The following is a 23587-nucleotide window of genomic DNA, read 5'->3' as shown; positions in this document are numbered from 1 at the left end:
GCCCCCGTGTCCGGCAAGAAAAGGGGGCTTTCCATAGGCCCCTTTTTTTTAAGCCGTGGCATTCGACGCCGCGTCATATGGGCGGCACCGTAGTCCTGTAGAAGCAGCTGTAAAAAAGCGTTTCAACACGGGCAAAAACGGAAACGAATTCCTGCCGGTTGCATCGAACCCTGCGACCGGCGCGTACCAGACAGACTCAAGGAGCGAATGATGGCGGCAATTACCGCAAGCATGGTGGCAGAACTGCGCGCGAAGACCGATGCGCCGATGATGGAATGCAAGAAGGCGCTGACGGAAGCCGACGGCGACCTGGCACGCGCTGAAGAACTCCTGCGCGTCAAGCTCGGCAACAAGGCGAGCAAGGCTGCATCGCGCGTTACGGCTGAAGGCGTGATCGCTTCGTTCATCGGTGCCAACGCTGGCGCCGTGGTCGAACTGAACTGCGAAACCGACTTCGTTGCGAAGAACGACGACTTCCTCGCATTCGCGAACACGGTGGCCGAGCTGGTCGCTACGCAAAACCCGGCTGACGTCGCCGCTCTGTCGGCTCTGCCGCTGGAAGGCTCGACGGTCGACGCAGTGCGTCTGGCACTGGTCGGCAAGATCGGCGAAAACGTTTCGATCCGTCGCTTCGCGCGCTTCGAAACCGCCAACAAGCTGGCTGCGTACCTGCACGGCACGCGTATCGGCGTGCTGGTCGAGTACACGGGCGCTGAAGAGCAGGTCGGCAAGGACGTGGCGATGCACATCGCTGCAATGAAGCCGGTTTCGCTGTCGTCGGACGACGTGCCGGCCGAGCTGATCGCCAAGGAGCGCAGCATCGCTGAGCAGAAGGCTGCTGAATCGGGCAAGCCGGCTGAAATCGTCGCCAAGATGGTTGACGGTTCGGTCCAGAAGTACCTGAAGGAAGTCTCGCTGCTGAACCAGCCGTTCGTTAAGAACGACAAGCAGACGATCGAACAGATGCTGAAGGCTGCTAACAGCTCGGTGCAGAAGTTCGCGCTGTTCGTCGTTGGCGAAGGCATCGAAAAGCGTCAAGACGACTTCGCAGCTGAAGTGGCCGCGCAAGTCGCTGCTGCAAAGCAGCAATAAAGGCCGCGCAAGCCTTTAAGCTTCACGCTTCAAAGCAGTCAAAGCTTTATCGCAGTACCGTAGCAAGCCGCGGTGGGGTTTCTCCGCCGCGGTGGGCAGCGTAGCGACGCCCGAGTAGCGCGCCAGGCATGGCGGCCATCCGCCGTGCCCGGTGTCGCAAATCTTCGCTATTTCTGGTGGCGCTTGCCCCAAGCAGTATTTCACCCCTACAGTTTCAAGTTATTGCCCTGTTAGTGCCTTTTGCGCGCGATCCTGGATACCTCCATGCCCACACCCGCCTATAAACGCGTCCTGCTCAAACTTTCCGGCGAAGCCCTGATGGGCGATGATGCCTTCGGCATCAATCGCGCCACGATCGAACGTATGGTGGCAGACGTGGCCGAGGTCGTGCGTCTGGGCACCCAGCTCGCCGTCGTGATCGGCGGCGGCAATATTTTCCGCGGCGTCGCGGGCGGCGCAGCCGGTATGGACCGCGCCACCGCCGACTACATGGGTATGCTCGCGACCATGATGAATGCGCTCGCGCTGCAGGACGCCATGCGTCACGCCGGCATCGAAGCGCGCGTGCAGTCCGCGCTGCGTATGGACCAGGTGGTCGAGCCGTACATCCGCCCCCGCGCGATCCGTCAACTCGAAGAAGGCAAGGTCGTGATTTTTGCGGCCGGCACGGGCAACCCGTTCTTCACGACCGACACCGCCGCTGCCCTGCGTGGCGCGGAAGTGGGCGCTGAAGTCGTGCTCAAGGCCACCAAGGTCGACGGCGTGTACTCGGCCGATCCCAAGAAGGACCCGACGGCCACGCGCTACTCGACGATCAGCTTCGACGAGGCAATCGGCCGCAATCTGCAGGTCATGGACGCCACGGCTTTCGCGCTGTGCCGCGACCAGAAGCTGCCTATCCGTGTTTTTTCGATCGTCAAGCCGGGTGCGCTCAAGCGCATCATTCAAGGCGAAGACGAAGGCACGCTCGTCCACGTGTAAACTCTCGTCTCACGCGAGATCGATCTCGGGCCGCGCCGCCCTCTATGCGCGCTGGCGGGCCCGTACCGTAATGAAGGTTCGGAGGTATCAAAATGGCTGTGGCTGACATCAAGAAGGGCGCTGAGCAGAAAATGCAGCGCTCGATCGAAGCGTTCAAGGGCGACCTGGCGAAGATCCGCACGGGCCGCGCACACACCGGTCTGCTCGACCACATTCAGGTCGACTACTACGGTTCGCCGGTGCCCATTTCGCAGGTCGCGAACATGACGCTCGTCGACGCGCGCACGATCGGCGTTCAGGCCTGGGAAAAGAAGATGGTCCCGGTCATCGAAAAGGCGATCCGCGACTCGGAACTCGGTCTGAACCCGGCAACGCACGGCGATCTGATCCGCGTGCCGATGCCCGCACTCACCGAAGAGCGCCGCAAGGAACTCACGAAGGTCGTCAAGAACGAAGGCGAAACGGCCAAGGTTGCCGTGCGTAACCTGCGTCGCGACGCCAACGAACAGCTCAAGAAGCTGGTCAAGGACAAGGAAATCTCGGAAGACGACGAGCGCCGCGGCAGCGACGACGTCCAGAAGCTGACGGACCGCTTCGTGACCGAGATCGACAAGCTCGTCCAGACGAAGGAAGCCGAAATCATGACGGTCTGAGGCCGCAAGGCTTTCAGTCCCGCCAGGGTTTCTCTTTCCTTATTGCAGTTTTAGTCCGACGGCCATGACCTATACCAGCTCAACTGTTCACGTGCCCGACGTGGCGGCAGTACCGCGCCACATCGCGATCATCATGGACGGCAACGGCCGTTGGGCAACGCAGCGCCGTCTGCCGCGCGTCGCAGGCCATACGCGTGGCGTCGATGCCGTGCGTTCGGTCGTCGAGGCCTGTGTCGCGCGCGGCGTCGAATTTGTCACCTTGTTCGCTTTCAGTTCCGAGAACTGGCGGCGTCCCACCGACGAAGTCTCTTTCCTGATGCGTCTGTTCGTCACCGCGCTCGAGCGCGAAGTGGCGCGCCTGCACGCGAACGGCATTCGCCTGCGCGTAGTGGGCGATCTGTCGATGTTCAACGAACGCATCCAGGACCTGATTCGCCGCGCGGAAACCAAGACCGCGCGCAATACCCGCCTCACGCTGACCATCGCCGCCAACTACGGCGGACGCTGGGACATCATGCAGGCCACCCGCAAGCTCGTCGAAGCTTCGGTGGCGGCAGGCGAGGCGGTGCCGGTGACCGAAGACACGGTCAGCCAGTATCTCGCGATGAACTACGCGCCGGAGCCGGATCTGTTCATCCGCACGGGCGGAGAACAGCGCGTGAGCAATTTCCTGCTGTGGCAGCTCGCCTACGCAGAATTCTATTTCACCGACACGTATTGGCCGGACTTCGATGCCGACGCGCTCAATCGCGCCATCGCGTCCTACTCCGATCGTGAACGCCGCTTCGGCCGCACCAGCGCCCAGGTCGTTACCCAATCCCAGAACGCCGACTCGCTTTCATGCTAAAGACCCGTGTCATCACGGCGATCGTCCTGCTGGCCGTCCTTCTGCCGGTCACGCTGTTCGCGCCGATGGCCGCCTTTGGCGCGCTGATCGGCCTCGTGGTGGTGTTCGCCGCGTGGGAATGGGCTCGCCTGCTCAAGGCCGGCAAGGCCGGTTCGATCGTCTACGCGGCCATCGCCGCCGTTATCGTCGCCGCTAGCACGCGCCTTGAATCGGCGCGTCCGCTCTATCAGGCCGCGGGCATTTTCTGGCTCGTCGCCGGGCCTTATGTGCTGGTGCGCAAGCCCGTGCTGGCCGCCGGCGCCTGGCGCGCTTTCCTGCTGGCCGCCGGCTTCGTCCTCTTTGCCGCCTGCTGGCACGCGCTGGTCGGCGCGCGCGCGATCGGCGTGGGTTTCGTGCTCTCGCTGCTGCTCGTGGTCTGGCTGGCCGATATCGGCGCATACTTCTCTGGCAAGGCATTCGGCAAGCATAAACTGGCGCCCTCGATCAGCCCCGGCAAGACCTGGGAAGGCGCGGTGGGCGGCTGGGCCGCCGTGATGATCGTGTCGGTCGCCGCGCTCGTGCTGCATGCCTTCGAGCCGACCCTGTATTCCGCGCTGGCTGCCCAGTTGGGTGTCGGCCGTGCGCTTTTCGTGCTTACCGTGCTGGTCGCGTTCAGCGTGATCGGCGATCTGTTCGAGTCGATGCTCAAGCGCCAGGCTGGCGTGAAGGATTCGAGCGGGCTTCTGCCGGGTCACGGTGGGGTGCTCGACCGCATCGACGCGCTGTTGCCGGTACTGCCGCTTGCCATGCTGTTGCTCGGCTAACGGTGTCCGGCTAGAGAATTGAAAATGCAAAAACGACTCACATTGCTCGGTTCCACGGGCTCGATCGGAGACAGCACGCTTGACGTGGTCGCACGTCATCCGGATCGCTTCTCGGTCTACGCGCTCACCGCGCACCGCAACGGCGACAAGCTCGTCGACCAATGTCTGCGCTTTGCGCCCGAAGTGGCCGTGGTCGGCGACGCCGCAACGGCCCAGGCGGTCGAAAGCAAGCTGCGCGCGGCCGGTTCGAAGACTGTCGTGACCTTCGGCCCGCAGGCGCTCATCGACGTGTCGAAGAGCGACGGCTGCGATACGGTCGTGGCGGCCATCGTCGGCGCGGCGGGTCTGGAACCGTCGCTTGCGGCGGCGAAGGCCGGCAAGCGCATCCTGCTCGCGAACAAGGAAGCGCTCGTGATGTCGGGCGACATCTTCATGGACACCGTGCGTGACAGCGGCGCGGTACTGCTGCCGCTCGACAGCGAGCACAACGCCGTGTTCCAGTGCATGCCGCACGACGGCAAGCACGGTGGCGTGACCAAAATCATTCTGACCGCGTCGGGCGGCCCGTTCCGCACGCGCGAGCCGTCCACGCTCGTGGACGTGACGCCGGAGCAGGCCTGCAAGCACCCGAACTGGTCGATGGGCCGCAAGATTTCGGTCGATTCCGCCACGATGATGAATAAGGGCCTCGAAGTGATCGAGGCGCATTACCTGTTCGATCTGCCGGGCGATCGCATCGACGTGCTGATCCACCCGCAAAGCGTGATCCACTCGATGGTCTCGTACGCGGACGGTTCGGTGCTCGCGCAACTGGGCAACCCCGACATGCGCACGCCGATCGCCCATGCGATGGCGTACCCGGATCGTATCGATTCGGGCGTCGCGCAGCTCGATCTCGCACAAGTTGCCACGCTCAATTTCGAGAAGCCGGATTACGAACGCTTCCCGTGTCTCGCGCTGGCGATGAAGGCCCTGGCCGAAGGCGGCGTGGCGAGCGCAACGCTGAACGCGGCGAACGAAGTCGCCGTGGAAGCGTTCCTCAACCGCCGTATCGGTTTCATGGCGATTGCGCAGACCGTCGACGCCGTGCTCAACGCGCTGCAAAACCGCAGCGCCACGAGCCTCGAAGTCGTGCTCGAAGCCGACGCCGCCGCGCGCCGCGCGGCACACAAGATCATCGACAGCCTGCCGGTGCCGGCTTAAGTCCTTTCAGGGCTGTGCCCGGAGCGTCTGTGTCACTCGCAGGCGTCCGGGCGTAACAAGAGGGTCCGCGCGGATTCCTCGGCCCGCAAGCAAGGCTCCCCCGCACTGGCGCGCTGCTTCCCGCACAGGAGGCGCATATGAATCTGCTCACCGAACTGGTGGCTTTCGTCGTGGCGATCGGCATTCTTGTCGTCGTCCACGAATATGGACACTACAGTGTCGCGCGCTTGTGCGGCGTCAAGGTTCTGCGATTTTCCATCGGCTTTGGTCGACCGCTCTTGCAGTGGGTCAGCAAAAAGACCGGCACCGAATGGACGATCTCAGCGCTGCCGCTCGGCGGCTACGTCAAGATGCTCGACGAGCGCGAGTACGCGGATCGCACCGATGCCGCCGCAGCCATTTCCCCCGAAGATCTCCCGCATGCCTTCAACCGGCAGTCGGTCGGCAAGCGCATTGCCATCGTCGCCGCGGGCCCGATCGCCAATTTCATTCTCGCCATCGTGCTGTTCGCGGTGGTCTACGCGAGCGGTGTGACCGAGCCTGCCGCTGTCGTGGCCGCGCCGCAGGCGCAGTCTGTCGCGGCGCGCGCGGGCTTCCAGGGCGGCGAGACCGTGCTGTCCGTGAGCGCGGCCAACGGCAATGGCATGGAGCCGGTGCGCTCCTGGGCCGATCTGCGCTGGAAACTGCTTTCCGCGGCCTTCGATCATCGTCATGTGGTGCTGGCCGCGCGCAACAGCAACGGCACGTCCGATTACGCGGTCGATCTCTCGCGTCTGGAGAGCAAGGATCTCGACGACGATTTCATGTCGAAGATCGGCTTCGAACCGGGCGGCGGCACGCTGCGCATCGCGGGCGTGGAGCCCGATAGCGCGGCCCAGCACGCTGGACTGGAGAAGGGCGACCGCCTGCGCGCGATCGATGGCCGACCCGTTGATAGCGCAAGCACTTTCATCGCTTACGTGAAGGCTCACGCGGGCAAGCCGGTGTCGCTCGACATCGTGCGGGGCGGCGAGACTTCGACGGCATCGCATGGTTCGAGCAACGGTCAGCCGATGACGATCGCCGTCACGCCGGCGGTCCAGCGCGACGACGAAACCGGCGCGGAAGTCGGCCGTATCGGTGCGGCGCTTGCCGCGCAGGGGCCGTCGGTGGAAGTGCGTTATGGGCCGCTCGAAAGCGCGCGCATGGGCGCGTATCGCACGTGGGATATCGGTCTGTATTCGCTGCGGATGTTCGGCCGCATGATCACGGGAGAGGCTTCGCTGAAGAATCTTTCGGGCCCCGTGACGATTGCTGACTATGCTGGAAAGAGCGCCAGACTCGGGCCTTCAGCTTTCCTTTCCTTTCTCGCCCTTGTCAGTATTAGCCTTGGCGTACTCAACCTGCTCCCAATTCCGGTATTGGACGGGGGGCATCTGTTATATTATGCGGTTGAAGCCGTAACGGGCAAAGCCGTCTCGGATCGCTGGCAGATGGTTCTGCAGCGAGCGGGTCTTGCCTGCATCGTCGCGCTGTCGGCGATCGCGTTGTTCAACGATCTGGCTCGGTTAATCCATTTCTAAAGAAATCTGGCGGCGTCCGAGGGTGGGCCGCCTGATCTGATGCAGCTATACACACTGGGGAAGCACGTTGTTTAGACCTCATCGCTTGGTTCCAAAAACAGTTGCGGCTGCGGCGCTTGCCGCACAAGGTCTCGTTGCTCATGCCGCAACGACGCCTTTCGTGGTTCAGGACATCCGCATCGAAGGACTGCAACGCGTAGAGCCGGGCACGGTCTTCGCGTACCTGCCGATCAAGCAGGGCGATACGTTCACCGACGACAAGGCCTCTGAAGCCATCCGCGCATTGTATGCGACCGGCTTCTTCAACGACGTGCGCATCGCCACCGAAGGTGGCGTAGTCGTCGTGCAGGTGCAGGAGCGTCCGGCGATCGGCACCATCGATTTCGCCGGCATCCACGAGTTCGACAAGGACAACCTCACGAAGGCGCTGCGCGCAGTCGGTCTTTCGCAAGGCCGCTACTACGACAAGGCGCTGGTCGACAAGGCCGAGCAGGAGCTCAAGCGCCAGTACCTGACGCGCGGTTTCTACGCCGCCGAAGTCACGACCACCGTCACGCCGATCGACCGCAACCGCGTCGGTCTGCTGTTCTCGGTCGTCGAAGGTCCGAGCGCGAAGATCCGCCAGATCAACTTCATCGGCAACAAGACGTACAGCACGGGCACGCTGCTCAGCGAAATGCAGCTGTCCACGCCGAACTGGTTCTCGTGGTACACGAAGAACGACCTCTACTCGAAGGAAAAGCTCACGGGCGACCTCGAGAACGTGCGCTCGTACTACCTGAATCACGGCTACCTCGAGTTCAACATCGACTCGACGCAGGTCTCGATCTCGCCCGACAAGAAGGACATGTACCTGACGATCGGGCTGCATGAAGGCGAGCCGTACAAGATCTCGGGCATCCATCTCGCCGGCAATCTGCTGGACCGCGAGGCGGAGCTCAACAAGCTGGTCAAGATCAAGGCGGGCGATCGCTTCTCGGCTGAAAAGCTGCAGGCTGCGACCAAGGCCATCGTCGACAAGCTCGGCGAATACGGCTATGCGTTCGCAACCGTGAATGCGCTGCCGCAGATCAACCAGGCCAATCACACGGTCGACCTCACGCTGCAGGTCGATCCGAGCCGCCGCGTCTACGTGCGCCGCATCAACGTGGTGGGCAACACCCGCACGCGCGACGAAGTCGTGCGCCGCGAAATGCGCCAGCTCGAAAGCTCGTGGTTCGATTCGAGCCGTCTCGCGCTGTCGAAGGACCGTATCAACCGTCTGGGCTACTTCACCGACGTCGACGTGACCACGGTGCCCGTGGAAGGCACGGCCGACCAGGTGGACGTGGACGTCAAGGTGGCCGAAAAGCCGACCGGCGCCATCACGCTGGGCGCGGGCTTCTCGTCGACCGACAAGGTGGTTCTCTCGGCAGGCGTCTCGCAGGACAACGTGTTCGGTTCGGGCACGTCGCTGTCGGTGAACGTCAACACCGCGAAGTCGTACCGCACGCTGGCTGTCACGCAGGTCGATCCGTACTTCACCGTGGACGGCATCAAGCGCATTACCGACGTCTACTACCGTACGTATCAGCCGCTGTACTACTCGACCGATTCGAGCTTCAAGATCATCACGGCAGGCGGCGACCTGAAGTTCGGCATTCCGTTCTCGGAAGTCGACACCGTGTTCTTCGGTATCGGTTTCGAACAGGACCGTCTGGACGTCGACGATGCAACGCCGCAGGCCTACAAGGACTACGTCGATGCATTCGGCCGCGTATCGAACAACGTGCCGCTGACGATCGGCTGGTCGCGCGACGCACGTGACAGCGCGCTCATTCCGAGCCGCGGTTACTTCCTCCAGGCCAATGCCGAATACGGCACGCCGGCGGGCTCGACCCAGTACTACAAGACCGATGTGCAGGCACAGTACTATTACTCGTTTGCTCGCGGCTTCGTGCTGGGCCTGAACTTCCAGGCGGGCTATGGTAATGGTCTGGGCGGCAAGCCGTACCCGATCTTCAAGAACTACTACGCCGGCGGTATTGGTTCGGTGCGGGGTTATGAACCGAGCTCGCTGGGTCCGCGCGACAAGACGACGAACGACCCGATCGGCGGCTCGAAGATGGTGGTCGGCAACATCGAACTCACGTTCCCGCTGCCGGGCACGGGCTACGACCGCACGCTGCGCGTCTTCACCTTCCTCGACGGTGGTAACGTCTGGGGCGACGAAGGCACCAGCATCGGCTCGAACGGTCTGCGTTACGCCTACGGTGTCGGTCTTGCGTGGATTTCGCCGATCGGCCCGCTCAAGCTGAGCCTGGGCTTCCCGGTCACGAAGCACGAAGGCGACCAGTACCAGAAGTTCCAGTTCCAGATCGGTACGGCATTCTGACGGTACGCGCGGAACAGGTATTTACAGAAACGAGAGGATAACTTTGCTAACGGGTATGTTTTCCAGGCGGACGATCGGGGCCATGACGCTGTCGCTGGCGATGCTCGCTTTCGGCACGGGCGCGGCCCATGCGCAGGAAGCGAAAATCGCGGCGGTCAACTCCGACCGCATCCTGCGCGAATCCGCCCCCGCGAAGTCTGCGCAGACCAAGCTCGAAGCCGAGTTCGCGAAGCGCGACAAGGATCTGCAGGACATGGCGCAGCGTCTGAAAACGATGTCGGACTCGCTCGACAAGAGCGGTCCGAGCCTGTCGGTGGCCGATCGCGCGCAGAAGCAGCGCGATCTGTCGCAACTCGACAGCGATTTTCAGCGCAAGCAGCGCGAGTTCCGCGAAGATCTGAACCAGCGCCGCAACGAAGAACTCGCGGCGGTGCTCGATCGCGCGAACAAGGTCATCAAGCAGATCGCCGAGCAGCAGCATTACGATCTGATCGTGCAGGAAGCGGTGTATGTGAGCCCGCGCATCGACATCACCGATCAGGTGCTGAAGGCGCTGGCTTCCGGCGCCACTGGCAGCAACAGCAACTAAGGCAGGAGCAGCACGCGCATGGCATTTACGCTTGAGGCAATCGCCGGGCAGTTCGGCGGCGAAGTGGTGGGCGATGCGACGCAACGCGTCGGTTCGCTCGCGCCGCTCGACCAGGCGGGTCCGCAGCAACTGGCTTTCCTCGCCAACCCGAAATATCTCTCGCAGGTCGAAACGACCCGCGCGGGTGCGGTCCTCATCAGCCCGGACGATCTGGCGAAACTCGCATCGCGCGAAGGTCGCAACTTCATCGTCACACCTAATCCGTATGCTTACTTCGCGCGCGTCGCGCAGGCGTTCATCGACCTGGCCGCGCCGAAGGTGCAGCCGGGCGTGCACCCGAGCGCACACGTCGACGCAACGGCCAAGGTAGCGGCAAGCGCCGTCATCGGCCCGAACGTGGTCGTGGAAGCGGGTGCGGTGATCGGCGAGAACGTGCGTCTGGACGCCAACGTCGTGATCGGCCGCGGCACGCAGGTGGGCGAGAACTCGCACTTCTATCCGGGCGTGACCGTCTATTACGGCTGCAAGATCGGCGCGCGCGCCATCGTGCACGCGGGTGCGGTGATCGGCTCGGACGGTTTTGGTTTTGCCCCCGATTTCACGGGGCAGGGCGATGCGCGCACGGGCACGTGGGTCAAGATTCCGCAAGTGGGCGGTGTGTCGATCGGGCCCGATGTCGAAATCGGCGCGAACACCACGATCGATCGCGGCGCAATGGCCGACACGATCATCGAGGAGTGCGTGAAGATCGATAACCAGGTGCAGATCGGCCATAACTGCCGCATCGGTGCCTACACGGTGATCGCGGGCTGCGCGGGTATCGCGGGCAGCACGACGGTCGGCAAGCACTGCATGATCGGCGGCGCGGTGGGCATCGCGGGTCACGTCACGCTGGGCGACTACGTGATCGTCACGGCGAAGTCGGGCGTGTCGAAGTCGCTGCCGAAGGCCGGCATCTACACCAGCGCGTTTCCGGCCGTCGAGCACGGCGACTGGAACAAGAGCGCCGCGCTGCTGCGCAATATCGACAAGCTGCGCGATCGTATCCGGGCGCTCGAAGCCGCCGCCGCGGAAAAATCGCAAGGCGACGCATAAGCATCGCACCACACGTATAAGGGGCCTGGCGCCGCGGCTGTCGCGCTGCATGCCAGGCCGAGCCCCGGCGATGGGTGCCAGACCGCGCGTCTGGCGCGCAGAGCCCGGGGGAATCCGCATGCACGAAGTCGCGCGCGTGGCGCATACTGCGCCTGGGCGCGAACCGCAGGGGTACGTCTGGCCGGCACGGCTACCGTCGGGCAGGGACAGGCGCTTCGGGCAACGCAATCGAAAGTGACACGCAATTCCCGCGTGAGCAGAAACACCATGAACATCGAAAAAATCAACTTCGACATCCACAAGATTCTCACGTTGCTGCCGCACCGTTATCCGTTCCTGATGGTGGACCGGGTCCTCGAGCTCGAGCCGCACAAGAGCATCAAGGCGTTGAAGAATGTGACGGTCAACGAGCCCTTTTTCACGGGCCACTTCCCGCAGCGTCCGGTCATGCCGGGCGTGATGATCCTCGAAGCGCTGGCCCAGACCGCCGCGCTGCTCACTTTCTCGGAAGAAGAGCAGGATTTTGCAAACACGCTGTACTACTTCGTCGGTATCGACGGCGCGCGTTTCAAGCGCGTGGTCGAGCCGGGCGACCAGCTCATCCTGAACGTGACGTTCGAGCGCTACATGCGCGGTATCTGGAAGTTCAAGGCGCAAGCCGACGTGGACGGCGTGGTCGCCTGCGAGGCGGAACTCATGTGCACCGTCAAGAAAATGGACGCGGCGCAGTAAGCTGCGCCGTCGTTTGCCGCAGGGCGCCTGGCGGCGCCCCGGCATGACAACAGAATCGGAGAGCATGACGAATGAGCAGGATCCATCCCACTGCGATCGTCGAGCCAGGCGCGCAAGTCGATGAATCGGTCGAGATCGGCCCCTACGCGGTAATCGGTGCGAATGTCACCATTGGCGCGCGCACCCAGGTCGGTTCGCATAGCGTGCTGGAAGGCCACACGACGATCGGCGAAGACAATTCGATTGGCCATTACGCCTCGATCGGCGGCCGCCCGCAGGACATGAAGTACCGCGGCGAGCCCACGAAGCTCGTGATCGGCAATCGCAACACGATTCGCGAATTCACGACGCTGCACACGGGCACGGTGCAGGACACCGGCATCACGTCGATCGGCGACGACTGCTGGATCATGGCCTACGTGCACGTGGGTCACGATTGCCGTCTGGGCAACAACATCATCATGTCGAGCAACGCGCAGCTGGCCGGCCACGTGTTCGTGGACGATCACGCGATCGTCGGCGGCATGACGGGCGTGCACCAGTTCGTGCGCATCGGTGCGCATGCGATGGTGGGCGGCGCTTCGGCGCTCGTGCAGGACGTGCCGCCGTTCGTGATCGCAGCCGGCAACAAGGCTGTGCCGCACGGTATCAACGTCGAAGGTCTGCGCCGCCGCGGTTTCTCGCCCGACGCAATCTCGGCGCTGCGCGCGGCATATCGCACGCTGTACAAGAACAGCCTGTCGCTCGAAGAAGCGAAGGTTCAGCTCGCCGATCTCGCCCAGGCGGGCGGTGACGGCGACGTGCACGTGAAGGCGCTGCTCAGCTTCGTCGAGCAGTCGCAGCGCGGCATCATCCGCTAAACGATGGCGTTGCAAACCCATCCGTTGCGCCTCGCAATGGTCGCCGGCGAACCGTCCGGCGACCTGCTCGCATCGTCGTTGCTCAAGGGGCTGGTCAGCAAGCTGCCGGATACTGCGCAGTACTACGGAATCGGCGGCCCGCGCATGCAGGCAGTCGGTTTCGATGCGCACTGGCCGATGGACAAGCTCACGGTGCGCGGCTACGTCGAGGCGCTCAGTCATATTCCCGAAATCCTGCGCATTCGCCGCGAGCTCAAGCATCAACTGCTTGCGGAACCGCCTGATGTTTTCATCGGCGTCGATGCGCCCGATTTCAACTTCGGTCTCGAACAGCCGCTGCGCGAAGCCGGGATTCCCACGATCCATTTCGTCTGCCCGTCGATCTGGGCGTGGCGGGGCGGGCGCATCAAGAAGATCCAGAAGTCCGTGGATCACATGCTCTGCGTTTTCCCGTTCGAAACGGCGATCCTGGAGAAGGCCGGCGTGGCCGCGTCCTACGTGGGCCACCCGCTCGCCGACGATATCCCGCTCGAACCGGACGTACCCGGCGCGCGCCTTGCGCTCGGTCTGCCCGATGGCGGTCCGATCATTGCGGTGCTGCCGGGCAGCCGTCGCTCCGAGATCAACCTGATCGGCCCGACTTTCTTCGACGCGATGCAGATCATGCAGCAGCGCGAGCCGGGTCTGCGTTTCGTGATGCCGGCGGCCACGCCTGCGATCCACGCGCAGTTGCAGGAACTGGCGAGCCAGCATCAGGGCCTGGCGCTCACGATCGTCGATGGTCAGTCGCAACTGGCGATGACCGCCGCCGACGCGATCCTCGTGAAGAGCGGCACGGTCACGCTGGAAGCGGCGCTGCTCAAGAAGCCGATGGTCATCTCGTACAAGGTGCCCTGGCTGACGGGGCAGATCATGCGCCGTCAGGGCTATCTGCCTTATGTCGGTCTGCCGAATATTCTTGCGGGGCGTTTCGTGGTGCCGGAAATCCTCCAGCATTTCGCCACGCCTGAAGCGCTCGCCGACGCCACGCTCACGCAGTTGCACGACGAGGCGAACCGGCGCACCCTGACCGAAGTGTTTACGCAGATGCACCATGCGCTGCGCCAGAACACGGCGGAGCGCGCGGCCGAAGTGGTAGCGCGCGTGGTGGAAAGCCGCAAGGGGCGGACATGAGCGACGCGCCGGTTAAAAGTGCCAGAAAGGTGACGGCGAAGGCGGCAGCAAAGCCGAAAGCGCCGTCGCAGGCCGCACAAAAGCGCGCGCTGCGTCTGCAACTCGCGGAGCAGGCCGGTCTGCTGTTCGAATCGCCCGACGACATCATCTGTGGCGTGGACGAAGCCGGGCGCGGCCCGCTCGCCGGTCCCGTGGTGGCGGCGGCTGTGATTCTCGATCCGGCGCGGCCGATCGAAGGACTCGACGATTCGAAGGCGCTCACGGCAAAGTCGCGCGATGCGCTTTACAACTTGATCGTCGAACGCGCGCTTGCCTGGTGTGTGGCAGAGGCGAGCGTCGAGGAAATCGACACGCTCAACATCCTGCACGCGACCATGCTGGCGATGCGCCGCGCGGTCGAAGGTCTGAGCGTGACGCCTACGCTTGCGAAGATCGACGGTAATCGCTGCCCGGTGCTGCCGGTGCGCAGCGAAGCGGTGATCGGCGGCGATGCGATTGTGCCAGCGATTTCGGCGGCATCGATCATCGCAAAAGTCACGCGCGATCGCATGCTGGTCGATCTGCACACGTCGTTTCCCGCCTACGGTTTTAACGTACACGCGGGCTACGGCACGCCGCAGCATCTGGCGGCGTTGCGTACGCATGGTCCGTGCGAGCATCATCGGCGTTCGTTCGCGCCGGTGCGCGAGGCTTTCGAGTTGCACGGTGTCGTTGTAACGAGTTAAGCCGGCCGATGCGCTCGCCGAACTTATCCGGCGCCGCCTCGTGCGGCGCCGTTTTCCTTTTTACTGATCCTTTTCTGAATCGCCAGGCCCGCCCGTGAAAGCCATTACCTCGCGCGACAATCCGCTCTACAAGCGCCTGAAGGCGCTGGCCGGCTCGACGCATCAACAGCGGCGCGCCCATCAGGCCCTGCTCGAAGGGTTCCATCTTGCCAGCGCCTGGCTCGATGGCGGCTCGCAGCCCGAATACTGCATCGTCACCGAAGGCGCGCTCGAGCACGAAGAGGCGCGCGACATCGTTGCGCGCGTCGACGAGCGCCGCGTGATTACGCTGCCCGATGCGCTGTTCGGCCAGTTGTCGAACGTCGTGCACGGCGCGGGCATGTTGCTGCTCGTGGATATGCCGGAAGCAACATTGCCGCAGCGCGTCGAATCGACCTGTCTGGTGCTCGACGGTTTGCAGGACGCAGGCAATGTCGGCTCGATCCTGCGCAGCGCAGCGGCGGCCGGCATCGAGCGGGTGTTCTGCACGCCCGGCACCGCTTACGCATGGTCGTCCAAGGTGCTGCGCTCGGCGATGGGCGCGCATTTCCTGCTGCAGGTCTACGAGAACGTCGAACCGCAGACGCTGATCGACATGCTGGCCGTGCCGGTCGTGATCACCGATTCGCATGGCGCGAAGGCCATCGACGAAACGGATCTGAGGGGGCAGGTCGCGTGGGTGTTCGGCAACGAAGGCGCGGGCGTTTCGCAGGTGTGGCGCGATGCGGCGGCGCTACGCGTGACGATCCCGCAGCCCGGCGGCATGGAGTCGCTGAACGTGGCGGCGGCCGCGGCCGTCTGCGTGTTCGAGCAGTGCCGGCAGCAGCGTCACGCACGCTGACGTTCGCGCGCGTGCAAAAGCAAAAAAGGCCTGCAAATGCAGGCCTTTTTGTTGCGCATCGCGAATCAGTACGACGGCTTATCGATGCGGATTTCCTGAAGAATCGTCGTGGCGATTTCCTCGATCGACTTGTGCGTCGACGAGAGCCACTTGATGCCTTCGCGGCGCATCATCGCTTCGGCTTCGTTCACTTCGTAGCGGCAATTTTCCAGCGCTGCGTACTTGCTGCCCGGACGGCGTTCGTTGCGGATTTCCGTCAGGCGCTGCGGATCGATCGACAGCCCGAAAATCTTCGAGCGGTGCGGCAGCAGCGAATTCGGCATCTTGCCGCGCTCGAAATCGTCGGGGATCAGCGGATAGTTGGCCGCCTTCACGCCGTACTGCATGGCCAGATAGAGGCTGGTCGGCGTCTTGCCGCTGCGCGACACGCCCACGAGGATCACATCGGCATCGGCGAGATTGCGGTCGGATTGGCCGTCGTCATGCGCGAGCGAGAAGTTGATCGCCTCGATACGGTTCTTGTATTCGTCGGTGTCCGCGTTCTGGTGGCCGCGGCCCATCGCGTGGCTCGACTTGAGCTCCAGTTCCTGTTCGAGCGGTTCCACGAAGGTCTGGAACATGTCGAGCACGAGCGCATTGGCGCGCTTGACGATCTCGTTCGAGCTGCTGTCCACCAGCGTCGTGAAGACGATCGGACGACGGCCTTCCTGTACGGCGGCTTCGTTGATCTTTTCGGCGGTCGCATACGCCTTGTCGCTCGAGTCCACGAAGGGCACGCGCACGAGGCGGAATTTCTGGTCGAACTGCGACAGGATCGAATGCGCGAACGTTTCGGCAGTGATCCCGGTACCGTCGGAGACGATAAATACGGTAGGCGGCATCGATTGAGGCTAGGTACGTGAGCTGCTGGTGCGCTCGGGACGGGCGGAAAAAGCCCGGGAAGCGCTAGGGCGACCGCTGTGGGACGATTCCGAGGCGCGTTTCTCTTTGGCTGACTCTTCGAATGGCATTTTCGGGAGTCGGCACGGTAGAATAGCGGCAACCTGTTGGATAAGCAATTGCAGTGCAACCGCGCCAAACCGCAGTCCATCGTGGCTCAAACTGGCGTCAACTTGCAGCGAATGTGTATAACTTCCTGCAATCTTGCGCATCTTCCTGCTTTTCCTCAAGCCGGCTCCAGCCCTTTGGCGCCACGGCGATTGCTTCTCCAACAGGTTGCGCAAGACGCGAAATCGCCCCCAATGGGTGACTCGCGTTCGAGCCCACTTGCGCAGCCGTGAATTTTTTTCACACTTAGGGGCTTGTATGACTAACACCGTTGCCAAGGATCAGGCTTATGTAGTGCCTTTCGAGCAGTTGCGGATGACCGACGTTGAGATCGTGGGCGGCAAGAACGCCTCGCTCGGCGAAATGATCAGCCAGTTGGCTGAGGCTGGCGTGCGAGTCCCCACGGGTTTCGCTACGACTGCGCTCGCCTTCCGCGACTTCCTGAAACATAACAACCTGACCGAACGGATCGCCGCTCGCCTGGAAACGCTCGACGTCGACGACGTCAAGGCGCTGGCCGAAGCGGGCAAGGAAATCCGTCAGTGGATCATCGACGCGCCGCTGCAAGCTCAACTCGAAGCGGACATCCGCACGGGTTTCGAAACGCTGCAGGCTGGCTCGCCGGGCGAGCTGTCGTTTGCCGTGCGTTCGTCGGCAACGGCCGAAGATCTGCCTGACGCATCGTTCGCCGGTCAACAGGAAAGCTACCTGAACGTGGTGGGCGTCGAGGATGTGCTCGACCGTCTCAAGCACGTGTTCGCGTCGCTCTACAACGACCGCGCTATCTCGTATCGCGTCCACAAGGGCTTCACCCACGCTGAAGTCGCGCTGTCGGCAGGCGTGCAGCGCATGGTCCGTTCGGACCGCGGCGCAGCAGGCGTGATGTTCACGCTGGACACGGAATCGGGCTTCAAGGACGCGGTGTTCATCACGTCGAGCTACGGCCTCGGTGAGACCGTGGTGCAGGGCGCCGTGAACCCGGACGAGTTCTACGTCTTCAAGACCACGCTCGCACAAGGCAAGGCACCGATCATCCGCCGCTCGATCGGCTCGAAGCTGATCAAGATGGAATTCACGCAGCCGGGCGAACCGGGCCGCGTGAAGACGGTCGACGTCTCTCACGAACAGCGCAACCGCTTCTCGATCACCGACGAAGACGTGATCGAGCTGGCCAAGTACGCCGTGATCATCGAAAAGCACTACCAGCGTCCGATGGACATCGAGTGGGGCAAGGACGGTCTCGACGGCAAGATCTTCATTCTCCAGGCACGTCCTGAGACGGTGAAGAGCCAGGCAGCGGGCAAGGTCGAGCAGCGCTTCAAGCTCAAGGGGCAGTCGCAGGTGCTGGCAACGGGCCGCGCGATTGGCCAGAAGATCGGCGCGGGCCGCGTGAAGGTGATTCACGATCCGTCCGAAATGGAACGCGTGCAGCCGGGTGACGTGCTGGTCGCCGACATGACCGACCCGAACTGGGAGCCGGTGATGAAGCGCGCTGCGGCAATCGTGACGAATCGTGGCGGCCGTACCTGCCACGCGGCGATTATCGCGCGTGAGCTGGGCGTGCCGGCGGTCGTGGGCTGCGGCGACGCAACCGACGTGCTGAAGGACGGCGCGCTGGTGACGGTGTCGTGCGCGGAAGGCGACGAAGGCCGCATTTATGACGGTCTGCTGGAAACCGAAGTCAGCGAAGTCCAGCGTGGCGAGCTGCCGGCGATTCCGGTCAAGATCATGATGAACGTCGGTAACCCGCAACTCGCGTTCGACTTCTCGCAACTGCCGAACGCAGGTGTGGGTCTCGCGCGTCTCGAGTTCATCATCAACAACAACATCGGCGTTCACCCGAAGGCGATCCTCGAGTACCCGAACATCGACGCGGACCTGAAGAAGGCCGTCGAGAGCGTCGCGCGCGGTCACGCATCGCCGCGTGCGTTCTACGTCGACAAGCTGACGGAAGGCATCGCCACGATTGCTGCGGCGTTCTATCCGAAGCCCGTCATCGTGCGTATGTCGGACTTCAAGTCGAACGAGTACAAGAAGCTGATCGGCGGTTCGCGCTACGAGCCGGACGAAGAAAACCCGATGCTGGGTTTCCGCGGCGCATCGCGTTACATCGCCGAAGACTTCGCGCAAGCGTTCGAAATGGAGTGCCTGGCGCTCAAGCGCGTGCGTGAAGAGATGGGCCTCTCGAACGTCGAGATCATGGTGCCGTTCGTGCGTACGCTGAAGCAGGCGGAGCGTGTGGTTGGCCTGCTCGAGAAGTTCGGCCTCAAGCGCGGCGAAAACGGCCTGCGCCTGATCATGATGTGCGAAGTGCCGACCAACGCGATTCTCGCCGAAGAGTTCCTGCAGTACTTCGACGGTTTCTCGATCGGTTCGAACGACCTGACGCAGCTCACGCTCGGCCTCGACCGGGACTCGGGTATGGAACTGCTGGCCGCCGACTTCGACGAACGCGATCCGGCCGTCAAGTTCCTGCTCAAGCGTGCGATCGAAACCTGCCGCCGCCTGAACAAGTACGTCGGTATCTGCGGGCAGGGTCCTTCGGATCACCCGGACTTCGCCGAGTGGCTGGCGGAAGAAGGCATCGCTTCGATCTCGCTGAACCCGGACACGGTTGTCGAAACGTGGCAGGCGCTGGCGAAGGCACAGGCGAAGTAATGCAGTAACGCTCACTGACGGCGCGAGCCGTCCCGCCGCGCGCGAAGCTTGATGCAGCTTGCATTTCGCTTTCGCACGCAGCGGAAAAAAGTGTCAGCTTCGTGCTATAACACCCCGGTCAATCCGGGGTGTTTTACTTTGGGAGGTCGTCGTGGGTCCGCATGGTTTGTTCTGGTGGATCGGCGCGGGCGTGCTGATCGTGGCCGAGCTGATGACCGGCACCTTCTATCTGCTGATGATCGCGCTGGGCTTTCTGGCCGGCGTGGTGGCTTTCGAGTTTGGCGCGCCGCTCGATGTGCAGTTCGCGATTGCCGCGCTCGTGGGCCTCGTGGCGGTGATCGCGCTGCGGCGTTCGCGTTTCGGGCGCAAGCGCCGCATGGTCGATGCATCGAGCGATCCTGGCGTGAATCTCGACATCGGTTCCACGCTGACCGTTGCCGCCTGGCACGAAGGGCGTGCCCGCACGATGTATCGCGGCGCCGAATGGGACGTCGAACTGGCGCCCGGCGAGCCTGAAGACGCCCATCTCTATCAAATCAAGGCCGTGCGCGGCAGTTGTCTTATCGTGGCGGGCGCGCATCACGCGTGACCCGGGTTCACGCGGTCAGGCTCACGCACTCACCAGTCCAAGCCGAAGCAAAAGGGGAAGCGCATGCAAGTACCAGTTGTCGGGCTGATTCTGCTCGTTATCGTCATCGTCCTGATTTCCAAGACCGTCAAGATCGTGCCGCAGCAGCATGCGTGGGTGCTGGAGCGGCTTGGCCGCTATCACGGCACGCTCACGCCGGGTCTGACGATCGTGCTGCCGTTCATCGATCGCGTCGCGTACAAGCACGTCCTCAAGGAAATCCCGCTCGACGTGCCCAGCCAGATCTGTATCACGCGCGACAACACGCAGTTGCAGGTGGACGGCGTGCTGTACTTCCAGGTGACCGATCCGATGAAGGCGTCGTACGGTTCGAGCAACTTCGTGTTTGCGATCACGCAGCTTTCGCAGACCACGCTGCGCTCGGTGATCGGCAAGCTCGAACTCGACAAAACGTTCGAGGAGCGCGATTTCATCAACCATAGCGTGGTCTCTTCGCTCGACGAGGCGGCGTCGAACTGGGGCGTGAAGGTGCTGCGCTACGAGATCAAGGATCTGACGCCGCCGAAGGAAATTCTCCACGCGATGCAGGCGCAGATCACCGCCGAGCGCGAAAAGCGCGCGTTGATCGCGGCCTCGGAAGGGCGCAAGCAGGAACAGATCAATCTGGCGGCGTGCGCGCGCGAGGCGGCGATCCAGAAGTCGGAAGGCGAGAAGCAGGCTGCGATCAATCAGGCGCAAGGCCAGGCGGCGGCGATTCTGGCGGTGGCCGAAGCGAACGCGACCGCGATCCAGAAAATCGGCAATTCGATCCAGGCGCAGGGCGGGATGGACGCGGTGAACCTCAAGGTTGCGGAGCAGTACGTGAACGCGTTCGGCAACCTGGCGAAGCAGGGCAACACGCTGATCGTGCCGGGCAATATGAGCGATCTGAGTTCGATGATCGCCTCGGCGCTGACGATCGTGAACCGCACGGGCATGAAGGAATCGCAGATGACGCGCGACACGGCCAAGGGCGCGTGAGCCTTCGTTTCGACGTTTCGTAGCGACGAGCGGGCAACAAAAAGGGGCGGCATGTCATTCATGCCGCCCCTTTTTTACGTCTTGAGGCAAAACTACGCGGATCAGGTCGGCGTGCGCATCAGGCGCGCCTTCTCGCGCTGCCAGTCGCGCTGCTTTTCGGTTTCGCGCTTGTCGTGCAGCTTCTTGCCCTTGGCGAGGCCGATTTCGCACTTCACGCGGCCGCCCTTGTAGTGGAAGTTCAGCGGCACGAGCGTGAAACCGCGCTGCTCGACCTTGCCGATCAGCTTGTCGATTTCCTCGCGGTGCAGCAGCAGCTTGCGGGTGCGCGTGGCGTCCGGGTGGATGTGCGTCGAGGCTTCGGGCAGCGGGCTGATGTGCGTGCCGATCAGGAACAGCTCGCCGTCCTTGATGACGACGTAGGCTTCCTTGATGTTGGCTCGCCCGGCGCGCATGGCCTTGACCTCCCATCCTTCGAGCACGAGCCCTGCCTCGTGGCGCTCTTCGATGAAGTAATCGAAGAAGGCTTTTCTGTTGTCGATGATGCTCATAGGAAAATGGGAAACGCCCAACTCGTTTAAAATTACGATTTTAGCAAAGCGGGCCAGCGAAAGCCCGCTGCGCCTTCACCCTTGCATCGCATTGCGCAATTTATGGCGGATGTCCAGAAAACCGTGTTGATTCGCCATTCGGCGGAACAGATGTTCGACCTCGTCACCGATGTCGACGACTATCCCAACTTCCTGCCGTGGTGCGGCGGCGTCGAGGTACGCCGCAAGGACGAGAGCGGCATGGAGGCGAAGATCGATATCAACTTCAAGGGCATCAAACAGCACTTCGCCACGCGTAACGTGCAGAAGCGCCCTGAGTATATCGATATGGAGTTCACCGACGGCCCTTTCAAGAAGTTCACGGGCTCGTGGCGCTTCACGCCGTTGCGGGCCGACGCCTGCAAGATCGAATTCTCGCTGCACTACGAGTTTTCTAACATCATTCTCGAAAAGATCATCGGGCCGGTGTTTCATCACATCGCGAACACCTTCGTCGATTCCTTCGTGAAGCGCGCCGATCAGCGTTACGGGAAGAACAAGGTATGAGCGCGAATCTCACCCGCGATCTGTCGGTCGATGTCTGCTATGCGCTGCCGGATGCGCAAACGCTCATCGGCGTGCAACTGGCGGCCGGTTCGACCGTGCAGCAGGCCATCGACGCGAGCGGCATATTGACGCGCCATCCCGAGATCGATCTGACGAAACTGAAGGTGGGCGTGTTCGGCAAGCTCAAGCCGCTCGACAGCGTGCTGGCTAACCATGATCGCGTGGAGATTTATCGGCCGCTGGTGGTCGATCCGAAGCTCGCGCGTCAGCGTCGCGTCGACAAAACCCGCAAGGCGGGTTCGATCGAAGGGCGCAAGTGGCAGAACAAGGATTCGCGCTGATCGTCTGAAATATCATCAGACCAGCGCGAACGATCGTCACAAAGGTTTAACTGGCCGCGCGGCGCTGCTCCGCGCCATTCCTGCGGCTCTCGTGCCCATCGCCTTCGGGCACGATGCCGTCGCCGTGCACGGCGTCTTCAGGTCCGCCCGCATGCTGGCGGACCGACCAGCTCACGCCCACCACCAGCAGCACGATCGCCGCGATTTCCAGCCCGCGCGGCAGGCGATGGTCGTAGATGAAACCGTAGAGCAGCGCGAACAGCGTCTCGAACACGATCATCTGGCCGGAGAGCGTCAGCGGCAGACGCTTGGCGGCGGCGTTCCACAGCCCGTTGCCGAGCCACGAGGCGCCAATCGCCAGCACCAGGTTCAGTTGCCAGAAGGTGGTCCAGCGGCCATCGGCGACAGTTTCCTGCGCGGCGCCTGCCGGCATCACCAGAATCACGAGCCACAGCAGGCCGCCGAGTGCGCCCGTCACCACGCCCCAGAGCACCGACCACTCGTTGCCGCTGAAATGCGCGTTGCGCTGCAGATAGCGCGAATTTTCGACAGCGAACCACGTCCAGCAGATCAGCGCGCCTGCGGCGCAGCCAATCCCGGTGATCTTCGTGAGCGTGCTGGCGGAATCGCCCGCGCTGCCCGCCGCTGTAAATACATCGACGTTGATGCAGACGATGCCCGCCGCGATCATCGCCAAAGGCCATGCGAGCTTCGAAAGCGACACCGCGCCATGATCGCCGCGACCGAGCAGCGTGACCGTCACGGGCAACACGCCCACGATCAGCGAGGCCGGCGCAATGCCTACCAGGTGGATCGCGGTGGCGAGAAATAGGTAGTAGAGCAGGTTGCCCATCAACGCCAGTTTCACGAGCGCGACGAGATCTTCGCGCGTGAGGCGCGGCCAGACACGTTTGAGCATTGGCAGGAGCGCAGCCAGCGACACGAGCCCGTACATCACGTAGCGTCCGGCGCTCAGGAGCAGGGGCGAGAAGTCCGCCAGTTGCCGGGGCACCACGAATACCGTTCCCCATAACGCTCCAGCGAGCACGCCGTACAGCACACCACGTTGCATTTCCATTGCCTCCGCATAACTTTCAGTGGGAGGCAAGCTTACCCGCGCGCGCTGCTTCTCGTCTTGTTCAATCCTGCACGGTTCATGCGGGATGAGTGGAGATACGGATGGAAATTCGGGTCGAAAGCAGGTGAGCAAGAACGCGGAAATCCTCTGTAGTGACCGCTCCGGGTGCCCCCGAAAACTTCAAAAAAATC

23 protein-coding genes are annotated in these 23587 nt (G+C 62.9%); 20 read left to right on the top strand and 3 right to left on the bottom strand.

What is annotated here, in order from left to right; all coding sequences use genetic code 11:
* The first annotated feature begins 210 nt into the window (after positions 1-210).
* From tsf to G3N59_RS06455, 15 genes are all read left to right on the top strand, one after another.
* Complete coding sequence (gene tsf, locus G3N59_RS06525) at positions 211-1092, top strand: translation elongation factor Ts (RefSeq protein ID WP_205981742.1); 882 nt, start codon at positions 211-213, stop codon at positions 1090-1092.
* A 264-nt stretch (positions 1093-1356) separates the two neighbouring features.
* Entirely contained in the window at positions 1357-2073 is a 717-nt protein-coding gene (gene pyrH / locus G3N59_RS06520) for a UMP kinase (protein WP_027814826.1), read from the top strand.
* 92 nt (positions 2074-2165) lie between these two features.
* On the top strand, positions 2166-2726 hold the full coding sequence (frr, locus tag G3N59_RS06515; protein WP_205981741.1) for a ribosome recycling factor: 561 nt from the start codon (positions 2166-2168) through the stop codon (positions 2724-2726).
* A gap of 64 nt (positions 2727-2790) precedes the next feature.
* Positions 2791-3573 carry a polyprenyl diphosphate synthase gene (uppS, locus tag G3N59_RS06510; protein ID WP_205981740.1) on the top strand — a complete coding sequence of 261 codons (783 nt, stop codon included), beginning with the start codon at positions 2791-2793 and terminating at the stop codon, positions 3571-3573.
* Complete coding sequence (locus G3N59_RS06505) at positions 3567-4376, top strand: phosphatidate cytidylyltransferase (protein WP_205981739.1); 810 nt, start codon at positions 3567-3569, stop codon at positions 4374-4376. Before uppS ends, G3N59_RS06505 begins: the two co-directional genes overlap by 7 nt.
* A gap of 24 nt (positions 4377-4400) precedes the next feature.
* Positions 4401-5579, top strand: coding sequence for a 1-deoxy-D-xylulose-5-phosphate reductoisomerase (locus G3N59_RS06500; protein ID WP_205981738.1), 1179 nt, complete (start codon positions 4401-4403; stop codon positions 5577-5579).
* Between the two features lie 137 nt (positions 5580-5716).
* Positions 5717-7141: an RIP metalloprotease RseP gene (gene rseP, locus G3N59_RS06495; RefSeq protein WP_205981737.1), complete on the top strand. Its 1425-nt coding sequence runs from the start codon at positions 5717-5719 to the stop codon at positions 7139-7141.
* A 67-nt stretch (positions 7142-7208) separates the two neighbouring features.
* Positions 7209-9515 carry an outer membrane protein assembly factor BamA gene (gene bamA / locus G3N59_RS06490; protein WP_205981736.1) on the top strand — a complete coding sequence of 769 codons (2307 nt, stop codon included), beginning with the start codon at positions 7209-7211 and terminating at the stop codon, positions 9513-9515.
* A 43-nt stretch (positions 9516-9558) separates the two neighbouring features.
* The gene (locus G3N59_RS06485) at positions 9559-10104 is read left to right on the top strand and encodes an OmpH family outer membrane protein (protein ID WP_205981735.1); all 546 of its coding nucleotides are present in this window, start codon (positions 9559-9561) and stop codon (positions 10102-10104) included.
* A gap of 18 nt (positions 10105-10122) precedes the next feature.
* Positions 10123-11199 carry a UDP-3-O-(3-hydroxymyristoyl)glucosamine N-acyltransferase gene (lpxD, locus tag G3N59_RS06480; protein WP_205981734.1) on the top strand — a complete coding sequence of 359 codons (1077 nt, stop codon included), beginning with the start codon at positions 10123-10125 and terminating at the stop codon, positions 11197-11199.
* A gap of 267 nt (positions 11200-11466) precedes the next feature.
* Complete coding sequence (gene fabZ / locus G3N59_RS06475) at positions 11467-11931, top strand: 3-hydroxyacyl-ACP dehydratase FabZ (protein WP_205981733.1); 465 nt, start codon at positions 11467-11469, stop codon at positions 11929-11931.
* 71 nt (positions 11932-12002) lie between these two features.
* The gene (gene lpxA, locus G3N59_RS06470) at positions 12003-12791 is read left to right on the top strand and encodes an acyl-ACP--UDP-N-acetylglucosamine O-acyltransferase (RefSeq protein ID WP_205981732.1); all 789 of its coding nucleotides are present in this window, start codon (positions 12003-12005) and stop codon (positions 12789-12791) included.
* A 3-nt stretch (positions 12792-12794) separates the two neighbouring features.
* Positions 12795-13964 carry a lipid-A-disaccharide synthase gene (gene lpxB / locus G3N59_RS06465; RefSeq protein ID WP_205981731.1) on the top strand — a complete coding sequence of 390 codons (1170 nt, stop codon included), beginning with the start codon at positions 12795-12797 and terminating at the stop codon, positions 13962-13964.
* A 29-nt stretch (positions 13965-13993) separates the two neighbouring features.
* Complete coding sequence (gene rnhB / locus G3N59_RS06460; protein ID WP_346777855.1) at positions 13994-14689, top strand: ribonuclease HII; 696 nt, start codon at positions 13994-13996, stop codon at positions 14687-14689.
* A gap of 94 nt (positions 14690-14783) precedes the next feature.
* Positions 14784-15569 carry an RNA methyltransferase gene (locus G3N59_RS06455; RefSeq protein ID WP_205981729.1) on the top strand — a complete coding sequence of 262 codons (786 nt, stop codon included), beginning with the start codon at positions 14784-14786 and terminating at the stop codon, positions 15567-15569.
* 65 nt (positions 15570-15634) lie between these two features.
* On the opposite strand, the gene G3N59_RS06450 is transcribed toward G3N59_RS06455, so the two are convergent.
* A complete protein-coding gene (locus tag G3N59_RS06450) occupies positions 15635-16450 on the bottom strand; it encodes a pyruvate, water dikinase regulatory protein (protein WP_205981728.1) in 816 nt (271 codons plus the stop codon).
* 424 nt (positions 16451-16874) lie between these two features.
* Here G3N59_RS06450 and ppsA point away from each other — a divergent pair, with 424 nt between their 5' ends.
* From ppsA to G3N59_RS06435, 3 genes are all read left to right on the top strand, one after another.
* The gene (gene ppsA, locus G3N59_RS06445; RefSeq protein WP_205981727.1) at positions 16875-19274 is read left to right on the top strand and encodes a phosphoenolpyruvate synthase; all 2400 of its coding nucleotides are present in this window, start codon (positions 16875-16877) and stop codon (positions 19272-19274) included.
* A 151-nt stretch (positions 19275-19425) separates the two neighbouring features.
* The gene (locus G3N59_RS06440) at positions 19426-19863 is read left to right on the top strand and encodes an NfeD family protein (protein WP_205981726.1); all 438 of its coding nucleotides are present in this window, start codon (positions 19426-19428) and stop codon (positions 19861-19863) included.
* Positions 19864-19926: 63 nt separating this feature from the next.
* Positions 19927-20883 carry a stomatin-like protein gene (locus G3N59_RS06435; RefSeq protein WP_205981725.1) on the top strand — a complete coding sequence of 319 codons (957 nt, stop codon included), beginning with the start codon at positions 19927-19929 and terminating at the stop codon, positions 20881-20883.
* 101 nt (positions 20884-20984) lie between these two features.
* Here G3N59_RS06435 and smpB read toward each other — a convergent pair whose 3' ends face one another.
* Entirely contained in the window at positions 20985-21431 is a 447-nt protein-coding gene (gene smpB / locus G3N59_RS06430) for an SsrA-binding protein SmpB (RefSeq protein ID WP_205981724.1), read from the bottom strand.
* Between the two features lie 102 nt (positions 21432-21533).
* On the opposite strand from smpB, the gene G3N59_RS06425 reads away from it, so the two are divergent.
* Together G3N59_RS06425 and G3N59_RS06420 are read left to right on the top strand one after the other, a co-directional pair.
* The gene (locus tag G3N59_RS06425; RefSeq protein ID WP_205981723.1) at positions 21534-21977 is read left to right on the top strand and encodes a type II toxin-antitoxin system RatA family toxin; all 444 of its coding nucleotides are present in this window, start codon (positions 21534-21536) and stop codon (positions 21975-21977) included.
* Positions 21974-22318 carry an RnfH family protein gene (locus G3N59_RS06420; protein ID WP_205981722.1) on the top strand — a complete coding sequence of 115 codons (345 nt, stop codon included), beginning with the start codon at positions 21974-21976 and terminating at the stop codon, positions 22316-22318. The genes G3N59_RS06425 and G3N59_RS06420 overlap by 4 nt, the downstream gene beginning before the upstream one ends.
* Before the next feature lie 46 nt (positions 22319-22364).
* Here the strand turns inward: G3N59_RS06420 and G3N59_RS06415 are convergent, their stop codons facing one another.
* Complete coding sequence (locus G3N59_RS06415) at positions 22365-23390, bottom strand: DMT family transporter (protein WP_205981721.1); 1026 nt, start codon at positions 23388-23390, stop codon at positions 22365-22367.
* Positions 23391-23587: the final 197 nt, after the last annotated feature.

Source organism: Paraburkholderia sp. Ac-20340, assembly GCF_017104965.1.
In the GTDB taxonomy this organism is placed as follows: Bacteria; Pseudomonadota; Gammaproteobacteria; order Burkholderiales; family Burkholderiaceae; genus Paraburkholderia.
The sequence above is the reverse complement of the archived record's forward strand: the minus strand, read 5'-3'. Positions and strand labels throughout refer to the sequence as shown.

Excerpts from the sequence above, each read along its gene's own strand:
- G3N59_RS06415 (WP_205981721.1), bottom strand. The coding sequence starts at position 23,390 with ATGCAACGTGGTGTGCTGTACGGCGTGCTCGCTGGAGCGTTATGGGGA.
- ppsA (WP_205981727.1), top strand. The coding sequence starts at position 16,875 with ATGACTAACACCGTTGCCAAGGATCAGGCTTATGTAGTGCCTTTCGAG.
- lpxD (WP_205981734.1), top strand. The coding sequence starts at position 10,123 with ATGGCATTTACGCTTGAGGCAATCGCCGGGCAGTTCGGCGGCGAAGTG.
- smpB (WP_205981724.1), bottom strand. The coding sequence starts at position 21,431 with ATGAGCATCATCGACAACAGAAAAGCCTTCTTCGATTACTTCATCGAA.
- uppS (WP_205981740.1), top strand. The coding sequence starts at position 2,791 with ATGACCTATACCAGCTCAACTGTTCACGTGCCCGACGTGGCGGCAGTA.
- lpxB (WP_205981731.1), top strand. The coding sequence starts at position 12,795 with ATGGCGTTGCAAACCCATCCGTTGCGCCTCGCAATGGTCGCCGGCGAA.
- frr (WP_205981741.1), top strand. The coding sequence starts at position 2,166 with ATGGCTGTGGCTGACATCAAGAAGGGCGCTGAGCAGAAAATGCAGCGC.
- G3N59_RS06420 (WP_205981722.1), top strand. The coding sequence starts at position 21,974 with ATGAGCGCGAATCTCACCCGCGATCTGTCGGTCGATGTCTGCTATGCG.
- G3N59_RS06505 (WP_205981739.1), top strand. The coding sequence starts at position 3,567 with ATGCTAAAGACCCGTGTCATCACGGCGATCGTCCTGCTGGCCGTCCTT.
- tsf (WP_205981742.1), top strand. The coding sequence starts at position 211 with ATGGCGGCAATTACCGCAAGCATGGTGGCAGAACTGCGCGCGAAGACC.
- G3N59_RS06425 (WP_205981723.1), top strand. The coding sequence starts at position 21,534 with ATGGCGGATGTCCAGAAAACCGTGTTGATTCGCCATTCGGCGGAACAG.
- rseP (WP_205981737.1), top strand. The coding sequence starts at position 5,717 with ATGAATCTGCTCACCGAACTGGTGGCTTTCGTCGTGGCGATCGGCATT.
- G3N59_RS06435 (WP_205981725.1), top strand. The coding sequence starts at position 19,927 with ATGCAAGTACCAGTTGTCGGGCTGATTCTGCTCGTTATCGTCATCGTC.
- fabZ (WP_205981733.1), top strand. The coding sequence starts at position 11,467 with ATGAACATCGAAAAAATCAACTTCGACATCCACAAGATTCTCACGTTG.
- lpxA (WP_205981732.1), top strand. The coding sequence starts at position 12,003 with ATGAGCAGGATCCATCCCACTGCGATCGTCGAGCCAGGCGCGCAAGTC.
- G3N59_RS06500 (WP_205981738.1), top strand. The coding sequence starts at position 4,401 with ATGCAAAAACGACTCACATTGCTCGGTTCCACGGGCTCGATCGGAGAC.
- G3N59_RS06450 (WP_205981728.1), bottom strand. The coding sequence starts at position 16,450 with ATGCCGCCTACCGTATTTATCGTCTCCGACGGTACCGGGATCACTGCC.
- pyrH (WP_027814826.1), top strand. The coding sequence starts at position 1,357 with ATGCCCACACCCGCCTATAAACGCGTCCTGCTCAAACTTTCCGGCGAA.